General features: G+C 30.7%; 18 protein-coding genes. 3 read left to right on the top strand and 15 right to left on the bottom strand.

What is annotated here, in order from left to right:
• Window positions 1–2: 2 nt before the first annotated feature.
• The 5 genes from B0A64_RS09465 to B0A64_RS09480 form a co-directional block, all read right to left on the bottom strand.
• Window positions 3–731, bottom strand: a complete 729-nt coding sequence (locus tag B0A64_RS09465) for a hypothetical protein (protein WP_089479261.1) — start codon at window positions 729–731, stop codon at window positions 3–5.
• A 96-nt stretch (window positions 732–827) separates the two neighbouring features.
• Entirely contained in the window at window positions 828–1,973 is a 1,146-nt protein-coding gene (locus B0A64_RS09470) for a helix-turn-helix domain-containing protein (RefSeq protein WP_089479262.1), read from the bottom strand.
• 146 nt (window positions 1,974–2,119) lie between these two features.
• The gene (locus tag B0A64_RS25125) at window positions 2,120–2,293 is read right to left on the bottom strand and encodes a hypothetical protein (protein ID WP_165769786.1); all 174 of its coding nucleotides are present in this window, start codon (window positions 2,291–2,293) and stop codon (window positions 2,120–2,122) included.
• A gap of 98 nt (window positions 2,294–2,391) precedes the next feature.
• Entirely contained in the window at window positions 2,392–3,096 is a 705-nt protein-coding gene (locus tag B0A64_RS09475) for a LytR/AlgR family response regulator transcription factor (protein WP_089479263.1), read from the bottom strand.
• An 8-nt stretch (window positions 3,097–3,104) separates the two neighbouring features.
• Window positions 3,105–4,223, bottom strand: a complete 1,119-nt coding sequence (locus tag B0A64_RS09480; protein WP_165769787.1) for a sensor histidine kinase — start codon at window positions 4,221–4,223, stop codon at window positions 3,105–3,107.
• Window positions 4,224–4,400: 177 nt separating this feature from the next.
• On the opposite strand from B0A64_RS09480, the gene B0A64_RS09485 reads away from it, so the two are divergent.
• Window positions 4,401–6,749 (top strand): TonB-dependent receptor domain-containing protein, encoded by a 2,349-nt coding sequence (locus tag B0A64_RS09485; protein WP_089479265.1) that lies wholly within the window; start codon window positions 4,401–4,403, stop codon window positions 6,747–6,749.
• Window positions 6,750–6,820: 71 nt separating this feature from the next.
• Window positions 6,821–8,311: a serine hydrolase gene (locus B0A64_RS09490; protein ID WP_089479377.1), complete on the top strand. Its 1,491-nt coding sequence runs from the start codon at window positions 6,821–6,823 to the stop codon at window positions 8,309–8,311.
• 661 nt (window positions 8,312–8,972) lie between these two features.
• On the opposite strand, the gene B0A64_RS09495 is transcribed toward B0A64_RS09490, so the two are convergent.
• The 5 genes from B0A64_RS09495 to B0A64_RS25130 form a co-directional block, all read right to left on the bottom strand.
• Window positions 8,973–10,178 (bottom strand): peptidase, M50 family protein, encoded by a 1,206-nt coding sequence (locus B0A64_RS09495; RefSeq protein ID WP_123875899.1) that lies wholly within the window; start codon window positions 10,176–10,178, stop codon window positions 8,973–8,975.
• Between the two features lie 6 nt (window positions 10,179–10,184).
• The gene (locus tag B0A64_RS09500) at window positions 10,185–11,069 is read right to left on the bottom strand and encodes a hypothetical protein (RefSeq protein ID WP_089479267.1); all 885 of its coding nucleotides are present in this window, start codon (window positions 11,067–11,069) and stop codon (window positions 10,185–10,187) included.
• A gap of 3 nt (window positions 11,070–11,072) precedes the next feature.
• Window positions 11,073–11,351, bottom strand: a complete 279-nt coding sequence (locus B0A64_RS09505; protein ID WP_123875900.1) for a hypothetical protein — start codon at window positions 11,349–11,351, stop codon at window positions 11,073–11,075.
• A 110-nt stretch (window positions 11,352–11,461) separates the two neighbouring features.
• Window positions 11,462–12,298 (bottom strand): TraB/GumN family protein, encoded by an 837-nt coding sequence (locus tag B0A64_RS09510; RefSeq protein ID WP_089479269.1) that lies wholly within the window; start codon window positions 12,296–12,298, stop codon window positions 11,462–11,464.
• A 60-nt stretch (window positions 12,299–12,358) separates the two neighbouring features.
• Window positions 12,359–12,517, bottom strand: a complete 159-nt coding sequence (locus tag B0A64_RS25130) for a hypothetical protein (protein ID WP_165769788.1) — start codon at window positions 12,515–12,517, stop codon at window positions 12,359–12,361.
• A gap of 874 nt (window positions 12,518–13,391) precedes the next feature.
• On the opposite strand from B0A64_RS25130, the gene B0A64_RS09515 reads away from it, so the two are divergent.
• Window positions 13,392–15,002, top strand: coding sequence for a serine hydrolase (locus B0A64_RS09515; RefSeq protein ID WP_089479270.1), 1,611 nt, complete (start codon window positions 13,392–13,394; stop codon window positions 15,000–15,002).
• Window positions 15,003–15,133: 131 nt separating this feature from the next.
• On the opposite strand, the gene B0A64_RS09520 is transcribed toward B0A64_RS09515, so the two are convergent.
• The 5 genes from B0A64_RS09520 to B0A64_RS09545 form a co-directional block, all read right to left on the bottom strand.
• A complete protein-coding gene (locus tag B0A64_RS09520) occupies window positions 15,134–15,814 on the bottom strand; it encodes a hypothetical protein (RefSeq protein ID WP_123875901.1) in 681 nt (226 codons plus the stop codon).
• A gap of 186 nt (window positions 15,815–16,000) precedes the next feature.
• A complete protein-coding gene (locus B0A64_RS09530) occupies window positions 16,001–16,423 on the bottom strand; it encodes an organic hydroperoxide resistance protein (protein WP_089479273.1) in 423 nt (140 codons plus the stop codon).
• Window position 16,424: 1 nt separating this feature from the next.
• Window positions 16,425–16,859, bottom strand: a complete 435-nt coding sequence (locus B0A64_RS09535) for a MarR family winged helix-turn-helix transcriptional regulator (RefSeq protein ID WP_089479274.1) — start codon at window positions 16,857–16,859, stop codon at window positions 16,425–16,427.
• 28 nt (window positions 16,860–16,887) lie between these two features.
• Window positions 16,888–17,520, bottom strand: a complete 633-nt coding sequence (locus tag B0A64_RS09540; protein WP_089479275.1) for an NAD(P)H-dependent oxidoreductase — start codon at window positions 17,518–17,520, stop codon at window positions 16,888–16,890.
• A gap of 295 nt (window positions 17,521–17,815) precedes the next feature.
• Complete coding sequence (locus tag B0A64_RS09545; RefSeq protein WP_035644147.1) at window positions 17,816–18,268, bottom strand: Lrp/AsnC family transcriptional regulator; 453 nt, start codon at window positions 18,266–18,268, stop codon at window positions 17,816–17,818.
• Window positions 18,269–18,370: the final 102 nt, after the last annotated feature.

Consider the following 18,370-nt stretch of genomic DNA (forward strand, 5'->3'; position numbering starts at 1 on the left):
AATTAAAATTTATAGTTAATACCAAGATTTATTTGATGCTGCAATTCTCTATATGCACTTGGCACTTGGAGTCGGGCGTAATTAAAGTTATACGCTGCCTTTACGTCAAAATGATCAGAAAGCTTGTAGCCATATTCTAAATCCCATACAATACTTTGATAACGGTCTAAAGTATAAAATTTGCCATCGGCATTGTTAGCTCTTAATAATACTACAGGAAGCGTTAGTTTTGTTGATAAATAATGCTTGTCATCCAACTGATAGCTAAATCTGGCTTTGATTCCAAACTCCTGATGAAAAGTAAAATAATTCTCATTATGAGCCGGAGAATAATCACCATTAAGATAAGTAGAAGTAGTCGTTTGCGATTGAAGACCTAGTTGTACAGCAAATTGATTTTTGTTATAAACTTGTTTGAGATAGGAAAAACCGACTCCAATTTTAGAATAATCTGTGTTTAGGTTGGATAATAAATCTGTTTTTAATTCCGCTTTAAGATAGTCCAGTTTAACTTCAAATAAGTTTTGTTTTTTACTAGTCCGAGTATAGCCTAATTTATAAATCAGACCTTCATACTCATACATTGCTACTGGTGCAAATTCAAGATTTTTTAAAAAACCAAAATCATTTCCTACTGAAAATTCCAGCTGGTTCTTTTTTTGAATGGTTTGTGATTGAACAGATACCACAGACAAAATCGCAGTAGTAAAAAGGAGTCGATTTAATTTCATATAAAGTTGAGATGATTAAGTTGATTATCTTGAGCAAACCTAAATGAAATAAAAAATGGCAAAGTCCGAATACCTTAAAAATGGAGAAATCCGAACTTATTTATTCATATTGCGAAAGCTGTTTGGGGTCATGCCAGTTGCTTTTTTAAAAGCATCATAAAATGTCGTCTTTGAAGTAAAACCTGATTCTAAGCCTATTGCCAAAAGACTGTAATTTTCAAACTCGGAATCAAGAATCATTTCCTTAACGGCTTCTACACGGTAATTATTTATAAAATTGGCGAAGTTATCTCCTGTAATCACATTAATTAATTGAGAAACATATCCTGCACTTATGCCTAATTGTTCTGCAACTTTTTCCCTGTTTAATGTACTGTCCCTATAAATTTGATGGACTTCACAAAGTGTTTCCAGTTTTTTAAAATAAACGTTTTCTTTTGTAAATGAATCTAAATTAGTCGTTTCGGTTTCTCTTTTAAGAATTATATCTTTAGGAAATTCGTCAGAAAGTAATGAAACACTTTTACTTAATAATCCCTCTACTCCTTGCTTATTACCAGCCAATCTGTACCTAAAAACCCCATAATAAGCTGTACAATGAATTAAAAATGTAGCAAATAAGGCGAGAATCCGCATACAAAAAGAAAGATCATATTCGAAAAAAAGTGCTATGAGAACTGCAATAAGCCAGGAAAGCAATAATGTAAAAACCAAAGACCACAAGAAAGTTATCCATTTCCTTTCTTGCTTATCCTTTGAAAACTTAATAAAACTGAAAGTATATACAGCCATGAAAGGAAGAAATATCAGAATAATAAAAAAATCAAAGTCTTTTAAAGTTTCTATACCTGTTTTGAGAACATTTGGGATTTTAAAAATATGCGCCACAACCTCACAATCATAAATAATATTTGCCAAGGCTGAATAAATGAAAGGTACAAATAGCCATCTAATTTTTTTCGAATTTCTAATGGGATGATTTACCTGATGTATCACAAACATAAAGATAAAAACAGGGAAGAGAAATGCCCATTCAATATCATCAAGAAATAGTAGCAACGGTGCAATGCTGTAAATATCTATTATTTCAAAAACAAGATTAGCAATAAGAAGAGAAAGTGTAAATATTGCATAAGCTAAATATTTATTTGCATTGCTCTTAAATAGTGGTGATTTTAAAATAATTGCCCCAAGAACTATTCCTTGAAAAATTGCCGTGTTAAAAAAAATTGTAAAGATCAATCTATATAATAGTTATTTAGTTACGCCTTGCTTCTGTTTTTTTTGGTTATTACCAATATTTTTATTTGACGAAACTATACTTAATTAATTTTATTTACTGTTAAAGGAACTACAATTAAAACTAAATGAAAAGACAATTAAATAATTTAAACTACAAGAATTTTTCCATCAATCCCCAACAGGACATCCAAACCAAATTTCTCAAGCCACTGAAAGTCATGCCCTACCAGTAGTACGCCAATCTCTTCAAATCTTCCATAAAATTTATAGAAATTTGTCCCCTCGGGGTCACAACGCCAAATGGTGCCAATTGAAGACAATTGGCGTCATTTTTTATCTAAAAAATTATTAATCTATATATAGTTTGACTGACCAATTTTTCTATAAATCCCTATTAAGCTTCCCAGTCAATAAAAATTCAATTGTTCTTTAGCATTTTAAAAACATACTCTTTATAACTTGCTCCAATTGGAATTTCTAGATTACCAATTTCAACATCATAAGCTGTAAATGCTGTAATATTTTTTAAATTGATAATAAACGAGCGATGAATTCTTAGAAAGTTTTTATCCTGCAACTCCATTTCGATATCGCTAATTTTATATTTGGCGTTTAGTTTTATTCCTTCTTTTTGATGCACAATAATATAATCCTTAACGCTTTCAATATATAAAATAGAATCAATGTTGACTTTATTAAACTTTGATCCATTTTTAATATAAATAAAATCCTCTTGCGCCGGCATAATGATCTTATTGTTTATAGGACGGCTAATTCGCAAATAGCGATCAGTAGCCTTAAAAAAACGATCAAAAGTAATGGGTTTCAAAAGATAATCTACAATATCAAGTTCATAGCTTTCCAGAGCATATTCGCGATAAGCGGTTGTAAAAATAACTGCGGGCGGATTTCTCAATGTCTTTAGAAAATCTATTCCGGTAATTTGTGGCATTTTAATATCCAGAAACATTAAATCTACAGCAGCTGTTCTTAAAACTTCGGCAGCTTTTAAGGCATTTGGACACGTCGCCACCACTTCTAAATAGTCTAATTTACTAATATGATTTTGCAATAAACTAATTGCCAAAGGCTCGTCATCGACTAATAAACACTTAATTTTCATATCAATAGTTAGGCTAAGTTATATTTTGGTGCTAAATTTATTTTTAATTCTGCCGTAAAATCATCATCGGTTTTAGTGACATTAAAAGTATAATGTTCGGGATAAATTTTATCAAGTTGCTGGATGATATTATTCAGTCCAATTTTTCCGCTTTCTGCTTCAAACTCTTTATTGATGGTATTTCTAATCTTGAATTCAAAATTATCATTTACCAATTTTAAATCAATTTCAATTTTTGGAGCAATCCCAACATCCTCACCTGCTCCATGTTTAAAGGCATTTTCGACCAAAGAAAGTAAAATCAACGGAGCAATTAATCCGTTTTGATCGATTTCATGATTAAAAATCACACTTAAACGTTCATCGTAGCGCAGTTTTTCAAGTGAGATATAATTTTCGATCAATGTTATTTCCTGCGAAACCGGAACACATGTACTGTTGCATCTGTATAAAATACAATCTAATATCTCTGATAAAACAGCAATTGATTTTGAGGTAATTGGCGAATTTATAATCGAAAGCGAATAAATATTATTAAGCGTATTAAACAGAAAGTGAGGATTTAACTGGGCTTTTAAGATTTTCAATTCGGTTTCAGCTTTTTGTTTTTCCAGTTCCAAAGCTCTTTTTTGAATGATGTGCTGATCTTTTATGAGTTTTATAAAAATAAAAAATACTGATAAAGAAAGTATATGCAGCGAATAGACGACAAACAAAGTTGGCAAATCTGTGAGAATTTCTTGTATAGATTCCTGAGGTATTAGCGGTGTGCGGGTAATAGGTTCAATGCCATAAATCATCGTTATTCTTGCAGCGAGAGAAATAATGTAGGTTCCCAAAAAAAGTTCTGCCCAAACCCAATTGTGTTTTTGCGGCGTCATTAAGCGAGGTAGGATTCTATAGGATAAAAAATAAGCTGCTATCATCGAACAGATTTCATAATATACTGTGTACAATACATCAATCCATAATCCTTCCGAGTCTGAAGAAGTATTTTTACTAAAAAACATAATAAAAACAAACACCCAGAAAATAACGTGAGTAGTTATTCTGTGGGCTGTAGCGAATTTTATAATTTTCTCAAATGGTGTCATGTGGTCAAAGTTACTATTTATTTCTAAAGACAAAACAGCTGTAGACAAACAAAGAAAAAAAGGATACGAACACATAAAAAATACTCCTAAACACCATTTTTATACCCAATTTGACTGTTTATCGCTCAAAATAGTCCTTATGCCCTGTGTGTAAATTTTGATTGTAAAAAAAAAAGAATTTTGCTCAAAATTTATAAACACAATCAAAAAATGAAACAGTTCACATTGCTAATCACCTTTCTTATCGGATTCTCTGTTTTTGCACAATCAACCCAATTTACTCTTAAAGGAAAAGTTATCGATTCTAAAACAAATCAGCCTTTGCCCTATGTAACTGTTATCTTGGTTTCTTCTTCTCAAAAACCAAAAGAAGTTTCATCTGATGAAAATGGAAATTATATCCTAAAAAGCAGTTCAGGAAATTATCAGCTTAAAGTCGAATTCATCGCTTATAAAACTCAGATAACCAAAACATTTGAGCTGAATCAGGATTTAGTTCAAAATATTTCTCTGGATGAAAACATCAACGAATTAGAAGCCGTAAATGTTATTGCCGAAAAATCAGCGGTAGAATTAAAACTGGATAAAAAAGTATTTAATGTGGGAAAAGATATTTTGTCCCGCGGAGGATCTGCCAATGACATTTTAAATAATGTTCCCTCAGTAAATGTTGACGTTGCGGGTGTTGTGAGTCTTAGAGGAAATAACAGCGTAACCGTTTTAATTGATGGGAAACCTTCGATGCTAACCGCTAATAATGGTTTGTCTCAAATTTCGTCTGCCAATATAGAGAAAATCGAAGTCATCACGAATCCTTCTGCGGCTTATGAAGCGCAAGGCGGTGGCGGAATCATTAATATCGTTTTGAAAAAAAATAGTATGAAAGGTTTTAATGGTTCGCTCCAGGCTGGAATTGGAAATCCTGAAAATTACAATAGCAATGCCAATGTAAGTTATAAAACAGAAAAAATAAACCTTTTTGCCAATTTGGGATATCGCGAAATGAATATTTATGGTTACAATAAACAATTTCAGAGAAACATAAATAACGAAATTACGAGTTTTTTAAATCAGTATGATGACAACAAAGGAAACTATTCGACCACAAATATTTACATTGGGGGAGATTATTATATAAACGATAAAAATACACTGACAGGAAGTTATTACCGCTCTAAAAATACCAACAGAGAAAACACCAAATACAATTATAACTACTCAAACGTAAACAATGAGACTGATAGTATAATTTCGAGATCTCAAAAATATGTGGAACCACAGATTTACAATGCTATAGAGTTAAATTATGTAAAAACATTTGATAAAAAAGATAAAAAGTGGACTTCGAGCCTGCAATATGTTTTCTGGAATGATGATGAAAATCAATATATTGACCAAAAACGAATTTATCCGGATCAATCGCCGGTTTCTAATTTATATACCAATGATATTGAGAGCAGCAATGATATTTTTATAAAATCAGACTTTGTAAATCCGATTAATGAAAATTCTAAAATAGAAATGGGAATTAGAAGTGATTTGAGAGCCATAAGAAGCGATTATTATACGATTCTTGATGATATGCTGCAAAATCAATTTACGAATAAACTAAAATATGACGAAAATCTGTACAGTGCTTATTTTCAGTTTGCGGGCAAGATCAAGAAGTTCAATTATTTATTGGGGCTAAGATCTGAAGTATCAGACATACAAATTGCCGATACGAAAAACACCTTTAATAACTCGAAGAATTATATCAATTTATTTCCAACAGTTCATTTGGTTTACAATCTAACACCAAAAACAGATGTACAATTAAGCTACAGCAAACGCATTAACCGACCAAGATTTTGGCAATTGAATCCGTTTTCAGGACTTTCAGATTTACGAAATTTAACCGTAGGAAATCCGGATCTCGACCCCATGTTTACCAATTCGTTTGAGCTTACAGTTCTGGCAAAACCGGGAAAATTCAGTATCAATCCGTCCGTTTACTATCAACATACAATGAATTTTTTTGAATATATCGTAGAGCGTACTGATGAGAATTATTTTATCAATACTCCTGTAAATCTGGGAACAGAAAATCGGTATGGAGCCGAAGTTTCTACCACTTATAATCCCACAAATTGGCTGCGTTTATCAATGGATTTTAATTATTACACCTTTAAACAAGAAGGAAGTTACAAGAATATCGCTTACAATGTCGAAGATCAAACCTGGATATCCAGTTTTCGTTCGGTGTTGAAGTTTCCTAAAATTATTTCGGGAGATTTCAGTTTTAGATATCGTGGAAAAAGTCAGGGCGTTCAAACGCTTACCGAAGCTCAATATAATGCAAACGTGGGTTTAAGTAAAGATTTCCTGGATGATAAAATGTCTGTAACGCTAAATGTGAATAATCTTTTTGATTCTCAGATAAGAAAAAGAGAAACCACAACTCCCTCATACTATTTATTATCTGAATATAAATCGCAAGGACGATACGTAAATCTAACAGTAATATACCGTTTCAACCGCAAAAAAAACGAGGCAGACCGATTGCCGGATTCTATGTAATCAGAATCTTAAATTTTATAAATAAAACTGACTTTATGAATTCTATAAAAATAATTAAAATAATAAAAATCATGAAAAAATTATTCTCTAAATATCTTGCAATATCTTTTTTATTAAGCATAACAGGTTTTAGCGCTTATTCGCAAAAGCAACAACAAACAGACAGCATCGATCTTTTTCTAAAGGATAAAATGGAAAAACTTCATATACCTGGACTTCAGCTTGCCATCGTTAAAAATGGACAAATAATAAAACGCAACAATTACGGACTTGCAAGTATCGAAAATTCTGTAAATGTTACAAACGAAAGTATGTTTGCTATAAATTCCTGTACAAAAGCATTTGTAGGTGTTGCCGTGATGCAGCTTCAGGAAGAAGGAAAATTAAACATTAATGATCCTATTTCGAAATATTTAGATGATTTGGCAGCTGACTGGAAAGCGTTGACGATTCAGCAATTGTTTTCTAATATTTCCGGGCTTCCCAATATTATTGACGCAACAGAAAATTTCTTAGGCAATACCGAAGATGCTTCTTGGGAAAAGGTTAAAACATTACCAATGGAATTTAAGACCGGTGATCGTTTTCGCTACAACCAGACTGGTTATGTGATTATTGGCAGAATTATTAATAAAGTAAGTGGAATGCATTTTACTAAATTTATTGAAGATCGCCAGTTTAAAATTGCCGGAATGACACAAACCCGTTTTGGAGATTCTAATGATATAATTGCAAATGCGGCCGGTGCTTACACAACTCAGCAAGTGGTTAACGGAAAATGGGTTACCACTAATGAAATCAAAAACAACTATTTTAAATTTCCTGAATACTTTAGAACATGTGCAGGAATAGTTTCAACTTCGGGAGAAATATCACAATGGATTATAGCCTTGCAAAACGGAAAACTATTAAAACAAAAATCAAGTTTAGACTTACTGTGGCAACCTGCAGTTTTAAACAACGGACGCACACGCGGATTTAATAAACTGGTAAATGGTTACGCACTTGGCTGGCCAACAGTTACAAGAGAAGAACATCCTGCTGTTGGACCCATTGGCGGCATGAGATCGGCATTTTTTGTGTATCCAAAAGATGATCTTTCTATCGTTGTTTTAACGAATTTTCAAGGTGCAAATCCTGAATTTTTCATAGATGAAATCGCTGGTTTTTATATTCCCGAAATGAAGGAATCAAATGGATTTGGATGGTCGAATTCTCTAAAAAAACTTCGAAAAGAATTGATAAAACAGAACTACAACAATGGAATAAAAATTGCAGAAAATCTGAAAAAGAATGATGCTAATTTTACTTTGAATGAAAACGAATTAAATGATTATGGCTATAAATTATTGAGCGAAAGCGAACAGACCGAAGCAGTGAAAATTTTTAAACTTAATGTTGATCTTTATCCGCAAAGCGCAAACGCAAATGATAGTTATGCAGAAACGCTTGCCGGTTTGGGAAATAAAAAAGAAGCTATTAAATATTATAAAATAGCTTTCCAGCTAAATCCAAAAAACAGCAATGCTCAGGAACAAATAAAGAAATTGGAAAACTTATAAAAATTTAAAAAATACCATACAGTCAACTTTAAATATTTGAACGAAATGTCTTATAGTTGGCTGTATTTTTTAATTAAAGTATATTTCAATACGGATATAAAAATATCTATTTAAAATCAATTTCACTGAAGTAACAACTTATGCCCTAAAAATTAAAAATACAAAGTAAAAATAAGCTGTAACTATTAAAATTAAAAAAAAACATTCTAAACTTAGATACTCATATCCATTAGAAATTTAGCGGATCTAAAATTCCCGTATTATCTTTTTTAATTGATAATATTAGTTTTAATAATTAAAAACGACAAAGGAATGAGGCTATTACTCGAAACGTTTAAAACAACTAAATTTAATAACTAAATGTATGTAAAACTTGATGCAAAAAGTTAAGAATGTATCTTTTTAGAATTTCAAAATCATTTATAATATTAATTACATCTTCCTTCAATCCCCAACAGTCCATCCAAACCAAATTTATAAAGCCACTGGAAGACAGACAACTACATATAATAAGCCAATTTCTTCAAATCATCCAAAAAAAATGTTGAAATTTGTCCCGTTGGGGTCACAAAAAATCCCATTCGTCGCGACGAATGGGATTTTTTTTATGAATAATTACTTCAAACAAAGAATTTAAACTGAAGCATAAAAATCTAAAAAATTATTTAGTCTTTTTCATCATTAGAATATTTTTAAAAGCATTTTTAGATAAGTTAAAAATAAAATAAAAAAATATCATCGGCAATATTAACTCTGTTATCTTCTGTATCGATATTGCACTATTAAATGTGAATATATTTTGAAAAAACAACAAAAGATTCTTTGGGAAATATAAAATTGAAGACGGGTTCAAAATTACTGCATAAATTATAAAATAGGATATAAAAGCAATGCTCAAAATACCATAAATGAATACTATAAAATCGACATAATTCCAAGTTATCGGTCTTCTTCTCAAAATGAACAGGGACAAATTGTTGACTTTCTGGTATGCATTTCTGAATAAATTAGGCTGATTTGTCAGATCTGTAATAACCCAATAACCATCACTTCTCACCAGAGGATTTAAATTGAAAAATGTTTTTATAAAAACAATAAGCGCCAGCATTTCAAGCAATTCACTTTTCAAGACAAGGTTAATAAGAAGTAGAACCGCACAGAATAAGATTTCAAAATATATTCCCGATAAGTTAACTACAATCCGTTTTTTTTTAGGCAGCCTCCAAACATCTGTGACATCAGCATAAAGTACTGGGGAAAAAAGATAAAATCCGGCACCTATGCCTCCGTGTTTAGAACCAAACAGGCTTGTACTGGTTGCATGTCCAATTTCATGAAAAACAGCACTTACAAAAGTCAACAAGATTAATGATACTAAGCCTACCTGAATATTGAACTCTTTATTTGTATCCAGAAAAGATATTAATTTCCAAGCAGATATTATTAATGAGAAACTTAAAAGAATAAATGCTGTTTTTAAATTAAAAAGAAAATAAAAATATTTCACTATTTTACCTACTTTCCTCTCATTTAAAAATATTGCACTCAATTTTAAATAATTTGGCTTGCCGTTAGTTTTTATCTCTCCATAATTTTCAAGAAGTCCGTATCTTGATAATTTTACATAAATTAAACTATAAGTAAAATCTGATTTTATCGTTGTGTTAAAACAAGAATTATATTCCTGTGTAATCTCGTCTATATTTTTCTTATTATCTATAAAAGATAATAAATCTTTCACCTCTTTAGATATCTTAAGATAATGCTTGTGTTTCTTATTGCTTAATACATAATTAGACTTAGAGAAATCGGTTATCTCGATATCTGCAGATAAAACTGGTATAAGATCATCTTGGTTTGTAGACATAATCATTTATTGTATTGACTTTACCTGTTTTAAATAATCATTTGTAGCATCAAGCTGCAGTATTACCTTGTTCTTCATCTGTTGAATTACATTGAGCCAGGATTTACTATTTTCTAAATTATAAACAAGATTTTCAGCAGTTTCAAAATATTCTATTGCTTTTCTTAAGATTCCTTGTCCAATTTCTTTAATGTAAAGTATTTTATTGAGTTTTACAGGATCATTACCGTAATCTGCAAACTCAATTTTTTTAGATAATTCATATACAGCCCAATTAAACTGCTTGTTTCCAAAGTCTATTCTAAAATCGTTAATATCATCAAAAAGCTGAAAACCAACAGAAAAATATTTATGAGATTTTAATATAATCTTATATTTTCTTTCATCTGCTTGTTTTGTTAAAACAAATATAGAATCGACAGCGATTTTGCCAAAAGCAGATTTATAATCTGCTAATACTTCATATTCAGAGAAATTAACTTCTGTTTTATTATAAAGTTTCTGCTGCAGTAAAACAGCATTAAAAAATTCATTTTTACGGGTATTCCAATAATTCCAGAAAACAGATTTAATTGTAAAAATTTCAGTTAAAAGTTTTATGGTTTCTTCCTGACATACTAATGCAATTGGAAACTTATCAGTTTGCTTTTCATCAATTATGGTATCCATTATAATTGAAGACTGATAATAAAAATAACCAGCTGCTGACAGCTTATTTATCTTCTCCTGATCAAACATCTTCATCATTCCCGAAAATAAGCTCGGATAGTATATATAAAAAGAAGGATTCTTTTTAATGAATTCAAGATCTAAGATTTCATTTTCAATATTTTTAGAAACATTTAAGCTCTTTACATAATCTTGGAACTGACTTAAATAAAATTCTTGCATCTGCTATTTTTTTGTGAATAAGTTAAACATACCCATCAAAACACCTGACTGAATGTTAGAGGCACCAGAAGGGTTGAAAGAATCAATTTTGTTATTCCTAAAATTATTTTCTATTAAAATATCAGATTTAGTATAATTAGATTTATCTGCGTTTAAAATATAGAAATCATTAGATTTTGTCGTTTTATTATAAATTGAAAAAGATTCAGTTTTTACAGCTCTTTTACTTGTCCATTTTAATGATTTATTCATTTTAATGATGGTATCGATATTAGTTTCCACAAAACTGTACTTTGGTTTCTTAAATTTAGAAACTGTGTCATTAGTTTGGGAATATAGATTCTTGGAGCTCATGACCAGCATAATTGCTCCTAAAAAAAAATTTGAAAACATCATTGCAGATTTACGGGTGTAACTTTATATCCAAGGTTTTTAAGTCCTTCTATGAGACCGTTTTTGAAATTCAAATGACCTGCCCCAACTGCTATGAAGACCTTTTTATTATCTTCCAAAAGTTTTGGTATTTTCTGAAGCCAATTTTGATTTCTGCTGGTAATAATAGGCACATTAATACTTTTGCTAAAGTCAAAAGAATATTTTTTAGTTCTATACTCCTCTTCAATTGCACAATTTTTATTGCTCTTATTATCAGAGAACTTATCCAATTTATCTCTAAGAATTGATATTAATTGTTTTTCTGAAAAATTTGGATAAACAAAAGTTTCGATTGCATCTAAAGTCTGCTCAACAGTTTCAAGTCCTTCAAGCTTGATTTGATTATTTCTGGCGTATTTTTTCACAAATTCGTCCATCAAAACAGTATCTTTTTTTTCACCAGCATCAAGACATGAAAAACGTCCCCAATATTTATCGGTCTGACCTATCAATTCTTTTAAAGTAAGCTTATTTATATTCTTTTTTTCATACAGAATTTCATTTAATTTAGATTTTTCTCTAGAGGATAATTTCTCAATATAATTAAACGAATTTCTTTTTTCAACAATTGTGTATGGAGAATCTATATTTTCTGTAACAATCAAGACACTGTTTTTTAAAGCATTAAAAATATCAGAATCATTCTCAATGAAACTTCCTCCAAAAAGATGCTGGGTTCCTAAGATGTACGATGCTACAGAGTCTTTTTCAATTTTCCACAATACAGAGTTTTGTTGCGAAAATAATATTATAGGCAGCAGTATAAATAATACGCTTAAATTATGTTTTTTCATTTATAAATTGTTAAGAGGTCATAGTCAAGTTTAATTTTTAAACTTGACTATGAAACTTGATTAGAAACTTACTCCAACGCCTACTCCATACCAGTTGCTATACTCAACATTTCCTGAACCATCTGGATATTCTCCCGATGCGGCATGCCAGCCCATTTCGTAACGCATTTCAAGTTCTTCAATTTGAAAATTTTCTAACATTTTTTCTTCTGTACTCATATTTTTGGTTTTTATACCCCATTTGGTCTTGAGCGGTTATTTTTTTGACCTTACACTTATTTATCGTGCTGCATATAACACTATTCTTTAATTGTTTTTTTTAGGAAAAAGACAATAACCTTCAATTCGCAGCTGCTGAATATTTTTAAAAATTAATCTTAAATTATATGCCAAATATATTTTTATTTTTTTAATAAAAAGACTTAAATTGTAAGAATTATACTTAATTTATTCAAATAGAGTCTAAATTATTAAAATCGTATTTTTTTTAAAAAATCTCTGAATATATGAATATTCTTATTTTTTTGTGTTTGGACTAGATCCTATTTTAGTCGCAGAAAAGTCAGCTTAACTATATTTACAAGAGTCGGAAAAGTAAGATAAAGTATATTAAAAATATTTTTAAAGCCTAAACAGAATATTTACGCCTTTGCCTTTTCAAAAGAATATCTTTGGTTCCTGCGCAAAGTCAAAGACATTTGCGCAGCTTTTCATGAGAACATTTTAAAGAGCTAGACTTCATAAAGTCTCTGACTTTAAAACTAATTTTCTTAGAATATTTTTCCTGAATGTAAAAAAAATCCAAGACAATAATAAGAACTAACAGTAAAAAAGTCGGGAGACTTCTAGTAGATTTATAATTTCTAAGGAACAAAAAAAAATTGCGCAAAGTCAGAGACATTTGCGCAGCTTTTCATGAGAACACTTCGGAGAGCGAGGGTGATATTATTGGATGTATTAGCTTAGCTTGTGCACTGAATTTTGCATGAAAATTCAGTTAGGGATTTTTATATGTAATCTTTTATTATAAATTTACGCAACTGTCACAAAGGGCAAACCGTTAGTTAGAATTCAATAAAAAGTCAAAAAAAACATGAAATCAATTCAATCAATCACTTTTATTTTATTATTTATAACACAATTGGGTTTTGCACAAAGTAAGAAAGAAAAATTAGAACAACTTTTTGAATTTTACAATCAACAAAATCTATTTAACGGTTCTGTTTTTATTTCTGAAAAAGGAGAAACTTTACTAGATAAAGGCTATGGATTATCAAATGTAGCTTTAAAAAAGGAAAATAACCCTAACAGCATTTTTCAAATATATTCTATTACAAAAACTTTTACAGCAACGGTAATTTTAAAATTAGTAGAAGAAAAAAAAGTTTCATTACAGGATAAACTTTCAAAGTTCTATCCAGATTATCCCGATGCAAGTGCTATTTCAATTGAAAGTTTGTTAACCCATACCTCTGGAGTTTATGACTATACCAGAGGAAATGATATGAAAGACCAAACGGAAAAATCATTTATTGAATTTCAAAAAACAAAACCTTTGGATTTTCCAGTTGGAACTGATTGGAGTTATTCTAACTCAGGATATTATTTTCTAGGCTATGTAATTCAAAAAGTTACTGGAATAAGTTACGAAAAAGCAGTTGAAAAATACATATTTAAACCATTGAAAATGAAGCAAAGTGGTTTTGCTTTTAAAAATCTAAAAAGTGAAAATAAAGTCATTGGCTATGAGGTTTTTTCTGAAAAAGAACAAAAACCATCGATTGTTTATGATCCACCTATGCCTTTTGCTGCTGGTGGAATATACTCAACTGTTGAAGATTTAAACAAATATTATAATGGACTAAAAAATTACAAAATTATCTCCAAAGAAAGTTTAGAAAAAGCATATACACCTTTCAAAAAAAATTATGGTTATGGCTGGATTACAATGCCAATGTTTAAAAAAATGACAGTTGGCCATAGTGGTTATGGAGCTGGTTCTTGCAGCAATTTTGTCCAAATCCCCGAAGATGATATCTGCATTATACTGCTTACAAATACAGAAAGAGGTTTAAACACTGCCACTTATGCTATTATGAAAACTTTGTATAATTTATATGATAAAGATTATAAAATTCCAGTTGTAGCCAACATAAGCTCAGAAACTTTAAAGCAATATGTGGGAACTTATCAAGTAGAAGACAATTTTGTAATTTACCTTACAGTTGAAAACAATAAATTAAAATTGCAAAGTGGAAACGGGCCCACAACTATTCTATATCCTGTAAAAGAAAATTTATTTTATGCTGAAGAATTAATGGGTGATGTAATTTTTGAAAGAAACAAGACTTCACAAATAGAGTCATTAAGTTTTCATGTAGGAAATCAACTAAAAAAAGCAACAAAAATATTTCCTTCTTGGGGAATTGTAGGAACTGCCACAGAAAAAGGCTGGGACGGTCCTGATGCAAAACTTTTTGAAACTGAAACAAAAGGAATTTGGACAATTAAAAATGTGACTTTAAAAACAGGAGAGCTTAAATTTCGATTTAATGACGATTGGACTTTAAATTTTGGAAAAGATATGAGCGACGGAATAATGCCAAAAGGAAATAATATTGAAATTTTAACAGGCGTTTATGATATTATTTTGGACATAACTGATTACGAAAAACCAAAATACCAAATTTTCAAGAAAAGTTAAAAGTTTGTAAATTGTTAAGTAAGGGGCACAAAAAATCCCATTTCTAACGAAATGGGATTTTTTTTGTACCTAATTATTGCTATTTAATCTGTCTAATCTTATAAAATTCTTAAAAATACTAAAAATCATCCCTAAAGAAATAGATTTTTGTCAGCATCCCAGTTCTTCTCCAAAGCTTCAAAATATTCGTTTTTCACACCATCAATTTTTTGATAAATCTCCCTGCTTACTTTGTCCGGAAAGGTATTTAATTCTGAAAAATTAGCCGTTAAGATCATTCTTCCGCATCCAAACAAAACAGAAGTAATACCAAGAAGTATATCTGTATTTCCCCAATCACTTACCAGCATCAATAAGGCTGATGCCGATACTATAATTACAACCCAGTTTAAATGCCTAAAACGGCTCCAGTCTATCATTCCGTATTGTACCAGTGAACCTGCCAGGATAAGATTAAAGAAACCGGCTATAAAAAAGTAAGATAAAAGAACTTCATTTATATTTAGAATATTCACAAGATCAAATAAAATTAAAATTCCAGTAATTATTGTAAATATTCCGGACTGTATGAACAATCCCCATGCCTCTAATTTTGTTTTATTGGCAAGAGAGAAAAAAATCTCGCAGCACCCATTTATAATCAGTAAAAAAGCAGAAAACCCAATGATGTAAAACTCTATAGAATGCGTAATTAATAAAGAGATGCACCATGTAATATTAAACAGCAAACCACTGACGAAAAATATAGAATTAAAGCGAAGCTTTTCAATCATAAATTTAGGAACGCTTTGAACCTTACTTTTTTTTGTCATTTTAAGTTTCATTGAATGATTTCTTTAAAATTTAACCTATTATTTTTTACTTGCAAATTTAGCTTTTTGAATGAGAATGCTAAAAATAATATATCGCATAAACAGGTCTTAAAGTCACTTTTAAAATCAAACATAAAAAAATCTGCATCGAAAGAGGCAGATTTATATAATTTAAAGAAATTAATCTTAGCTATTGGTCACCGATAACTTAACTTCAATATTGGATCTTGTCGCATTTGAATAAGGACAGATCTGATGCGCTTTTTCTGTTAATTCCTGAGCCTGTTCAATAGAAACTCCCGGAATATTGACATCGAGTTCTGCTGCAAGACCAAAACCACCATCTTCATTCTGTCCGATGCTTACTTTTGCCGCTACCGAAGTTTCACCAGTTTGAATTTTTGATTTACCAATGATCAAATTCAGTGCACTGTCAAAGCACGCTGCATAACCTGCTGCGAAAAGCATTTCCGGATTGGTAAAATCATCATTGGTTCCGCCTAAAGCTTTCGGCATTCTTACCTCAAGGTTCAAAATTCCGTTTTCGCTTTTTACCTGTCCGTTTCTTCCGCCTTTTGCAGTAACGCTTGTTGTATATAATGTTTTCATTTTATTTTTGAATTTTATTTAAAATTTTCTGAACAGTTTCTTTGAGTTCGAATAAATCTTCTGTTGTTAAATTTAATTTTTCCTTCATTTTTGCAGGAATTTCACATGCTTTTTGCTGCAAATTTCTTCCTTTATCCGCTAAAAAAACTTCAACGACTCTTTCGTCTTCTTTTTTTCTTTTTCTGATGATAAAACCCTTAACTTCAAGTCTTTTCAATAACGGTGTTAACGTACCGCTGTCAAGAAACAGTTTTTCGCCAACCTGATTTACAGTCAAACCATCTTTCTCCCAAAGTACCATCATCGCAAGATACTGCGGGTAGGTAATATCAAGTTCATCAAGAAATGGCCGGTACAAACCGATAACTTCTTTTGAAATAACGTAAAGCGGAAAACAAAGCTGGTTTCCCAGTATGAGCGGGTGATGATCTTCCATAATCTATTAACAAAAAGTAAAGTAAAAACTATTTTCTGATGATAAATTCCTCCATAGGAATTCTTACTTTCTTCATTTGAGAAAGCCAGTCCTTTTCGGTGTCTCTGTAACCCAGATATAAAAGCGTAACGCTTTTTAAACCTAATTCCTTTAGATTCAAAATCTCATCTACTACTTCATTGCTAAAACCTTCAGCAGGAGTTGAATCAATCTTAAGTTCAGCTGCCTGAGCCATTGCCAATCCTAATGCGATATAAGATTGTCTTGCTGTGTGTGCAAAATGCTGCTCAGGAGTTTGGGCTCCATAGATTTGTTTGATCTGATCTGTGTAACTATTGAAACGACCTCTTGGCAATTCTCTTACATCTGTATGATGATCATAAACTTTGTCGATTTTCTCATTAGAGTAACTCTCCCATGCAGCAAAAACCAATACATGAGAACAATCTCTCATAACTTCCGGATTTAATGCCCCATTTACCATCTTCTCTTTCAATTGCTGATTTTCAACCACAATCACGCGAAAAGGCTGTAAACCAGATGAAGTTGGCGCTAATCTAGCAACTTCCAAAATTTTATCTAAATCTTCTTCTGATACTTTTTTTGTTGAATCGTATGCTTTTACGGCATGTCTCCAGTTTAAATCTTCTATTAACGACATTCTTTCTTATTTTATAAATTAAAAATCTGATCCTTAAATTTTTTGAATCCTAGTAACATTGCAAATATAACGAACAATTAAATTGTGCACAATTTAATTTTGAGATTTTTTTTTTTTTAAGGTAAAGTACATAATAGGATCTAATTTTTTTGTAGATGCGCTTAAGGATTTTGTTTCTAAAGAATCTACTTGGTTTCAGTATCATGAAGGCGCTTCAGACGATTCGCTTATTGCACCTGAAACGTACACATTAGACCAGCATTTTCTGGATCGCCCGGAAAATATTGAAATACTATTATCCGTAGAGATTTTTTATCTCCGACATAACAAAGGTACTTTGGGTACTCCCTATGCTTTCAACTGATCCCAATTTATTAAACACAAAATCCTGATAATGCTTCATGTCTTTGGCAGAAACTTTCATTAAAAAATCGTAATCCCCTGAGATATTGTAACATTCTACAACTTCTTCTATTTTCATAATATCACTAACAAACTGATTCCCAATATTACGATCGTGCTGTTTAAGTTTGATATTACAGAAAACAATGAATCCCCTGTTTAATTTTTCTGCATCAAGGAGTGCTATATATTTCTTAATATAACCGTTGTTTTCCAATCTTTTAATTCGTTCAAAAACTGGCGATGCCGAAAGATTTACCATCTTAGCAAGCTCTTTTACCGTGTATTTAGAATTATCGTGAAGTATATTTAGTAATTGAAGATCAATGTCGTCTATCTGCTCCATAGAATATTTTACTTAAAAAAGGTTGAATTAATTTACAAAAAAGAATAATAATCTTCAAATATAACAAAAAACAATACAAAAACCTTATTTTAACTATATCAA

Origin of the sequence: Flavobacterium araucananum, assembly GCF_002222055.1 — a bacterium.
Classification (GTDB): domain Bacteria; phylum Bacteroidota; class Bacteroidia; order Flavobacteriales; family Flavobacteriaceae; genus Flavobacterium; species Flavobacterium araucananum.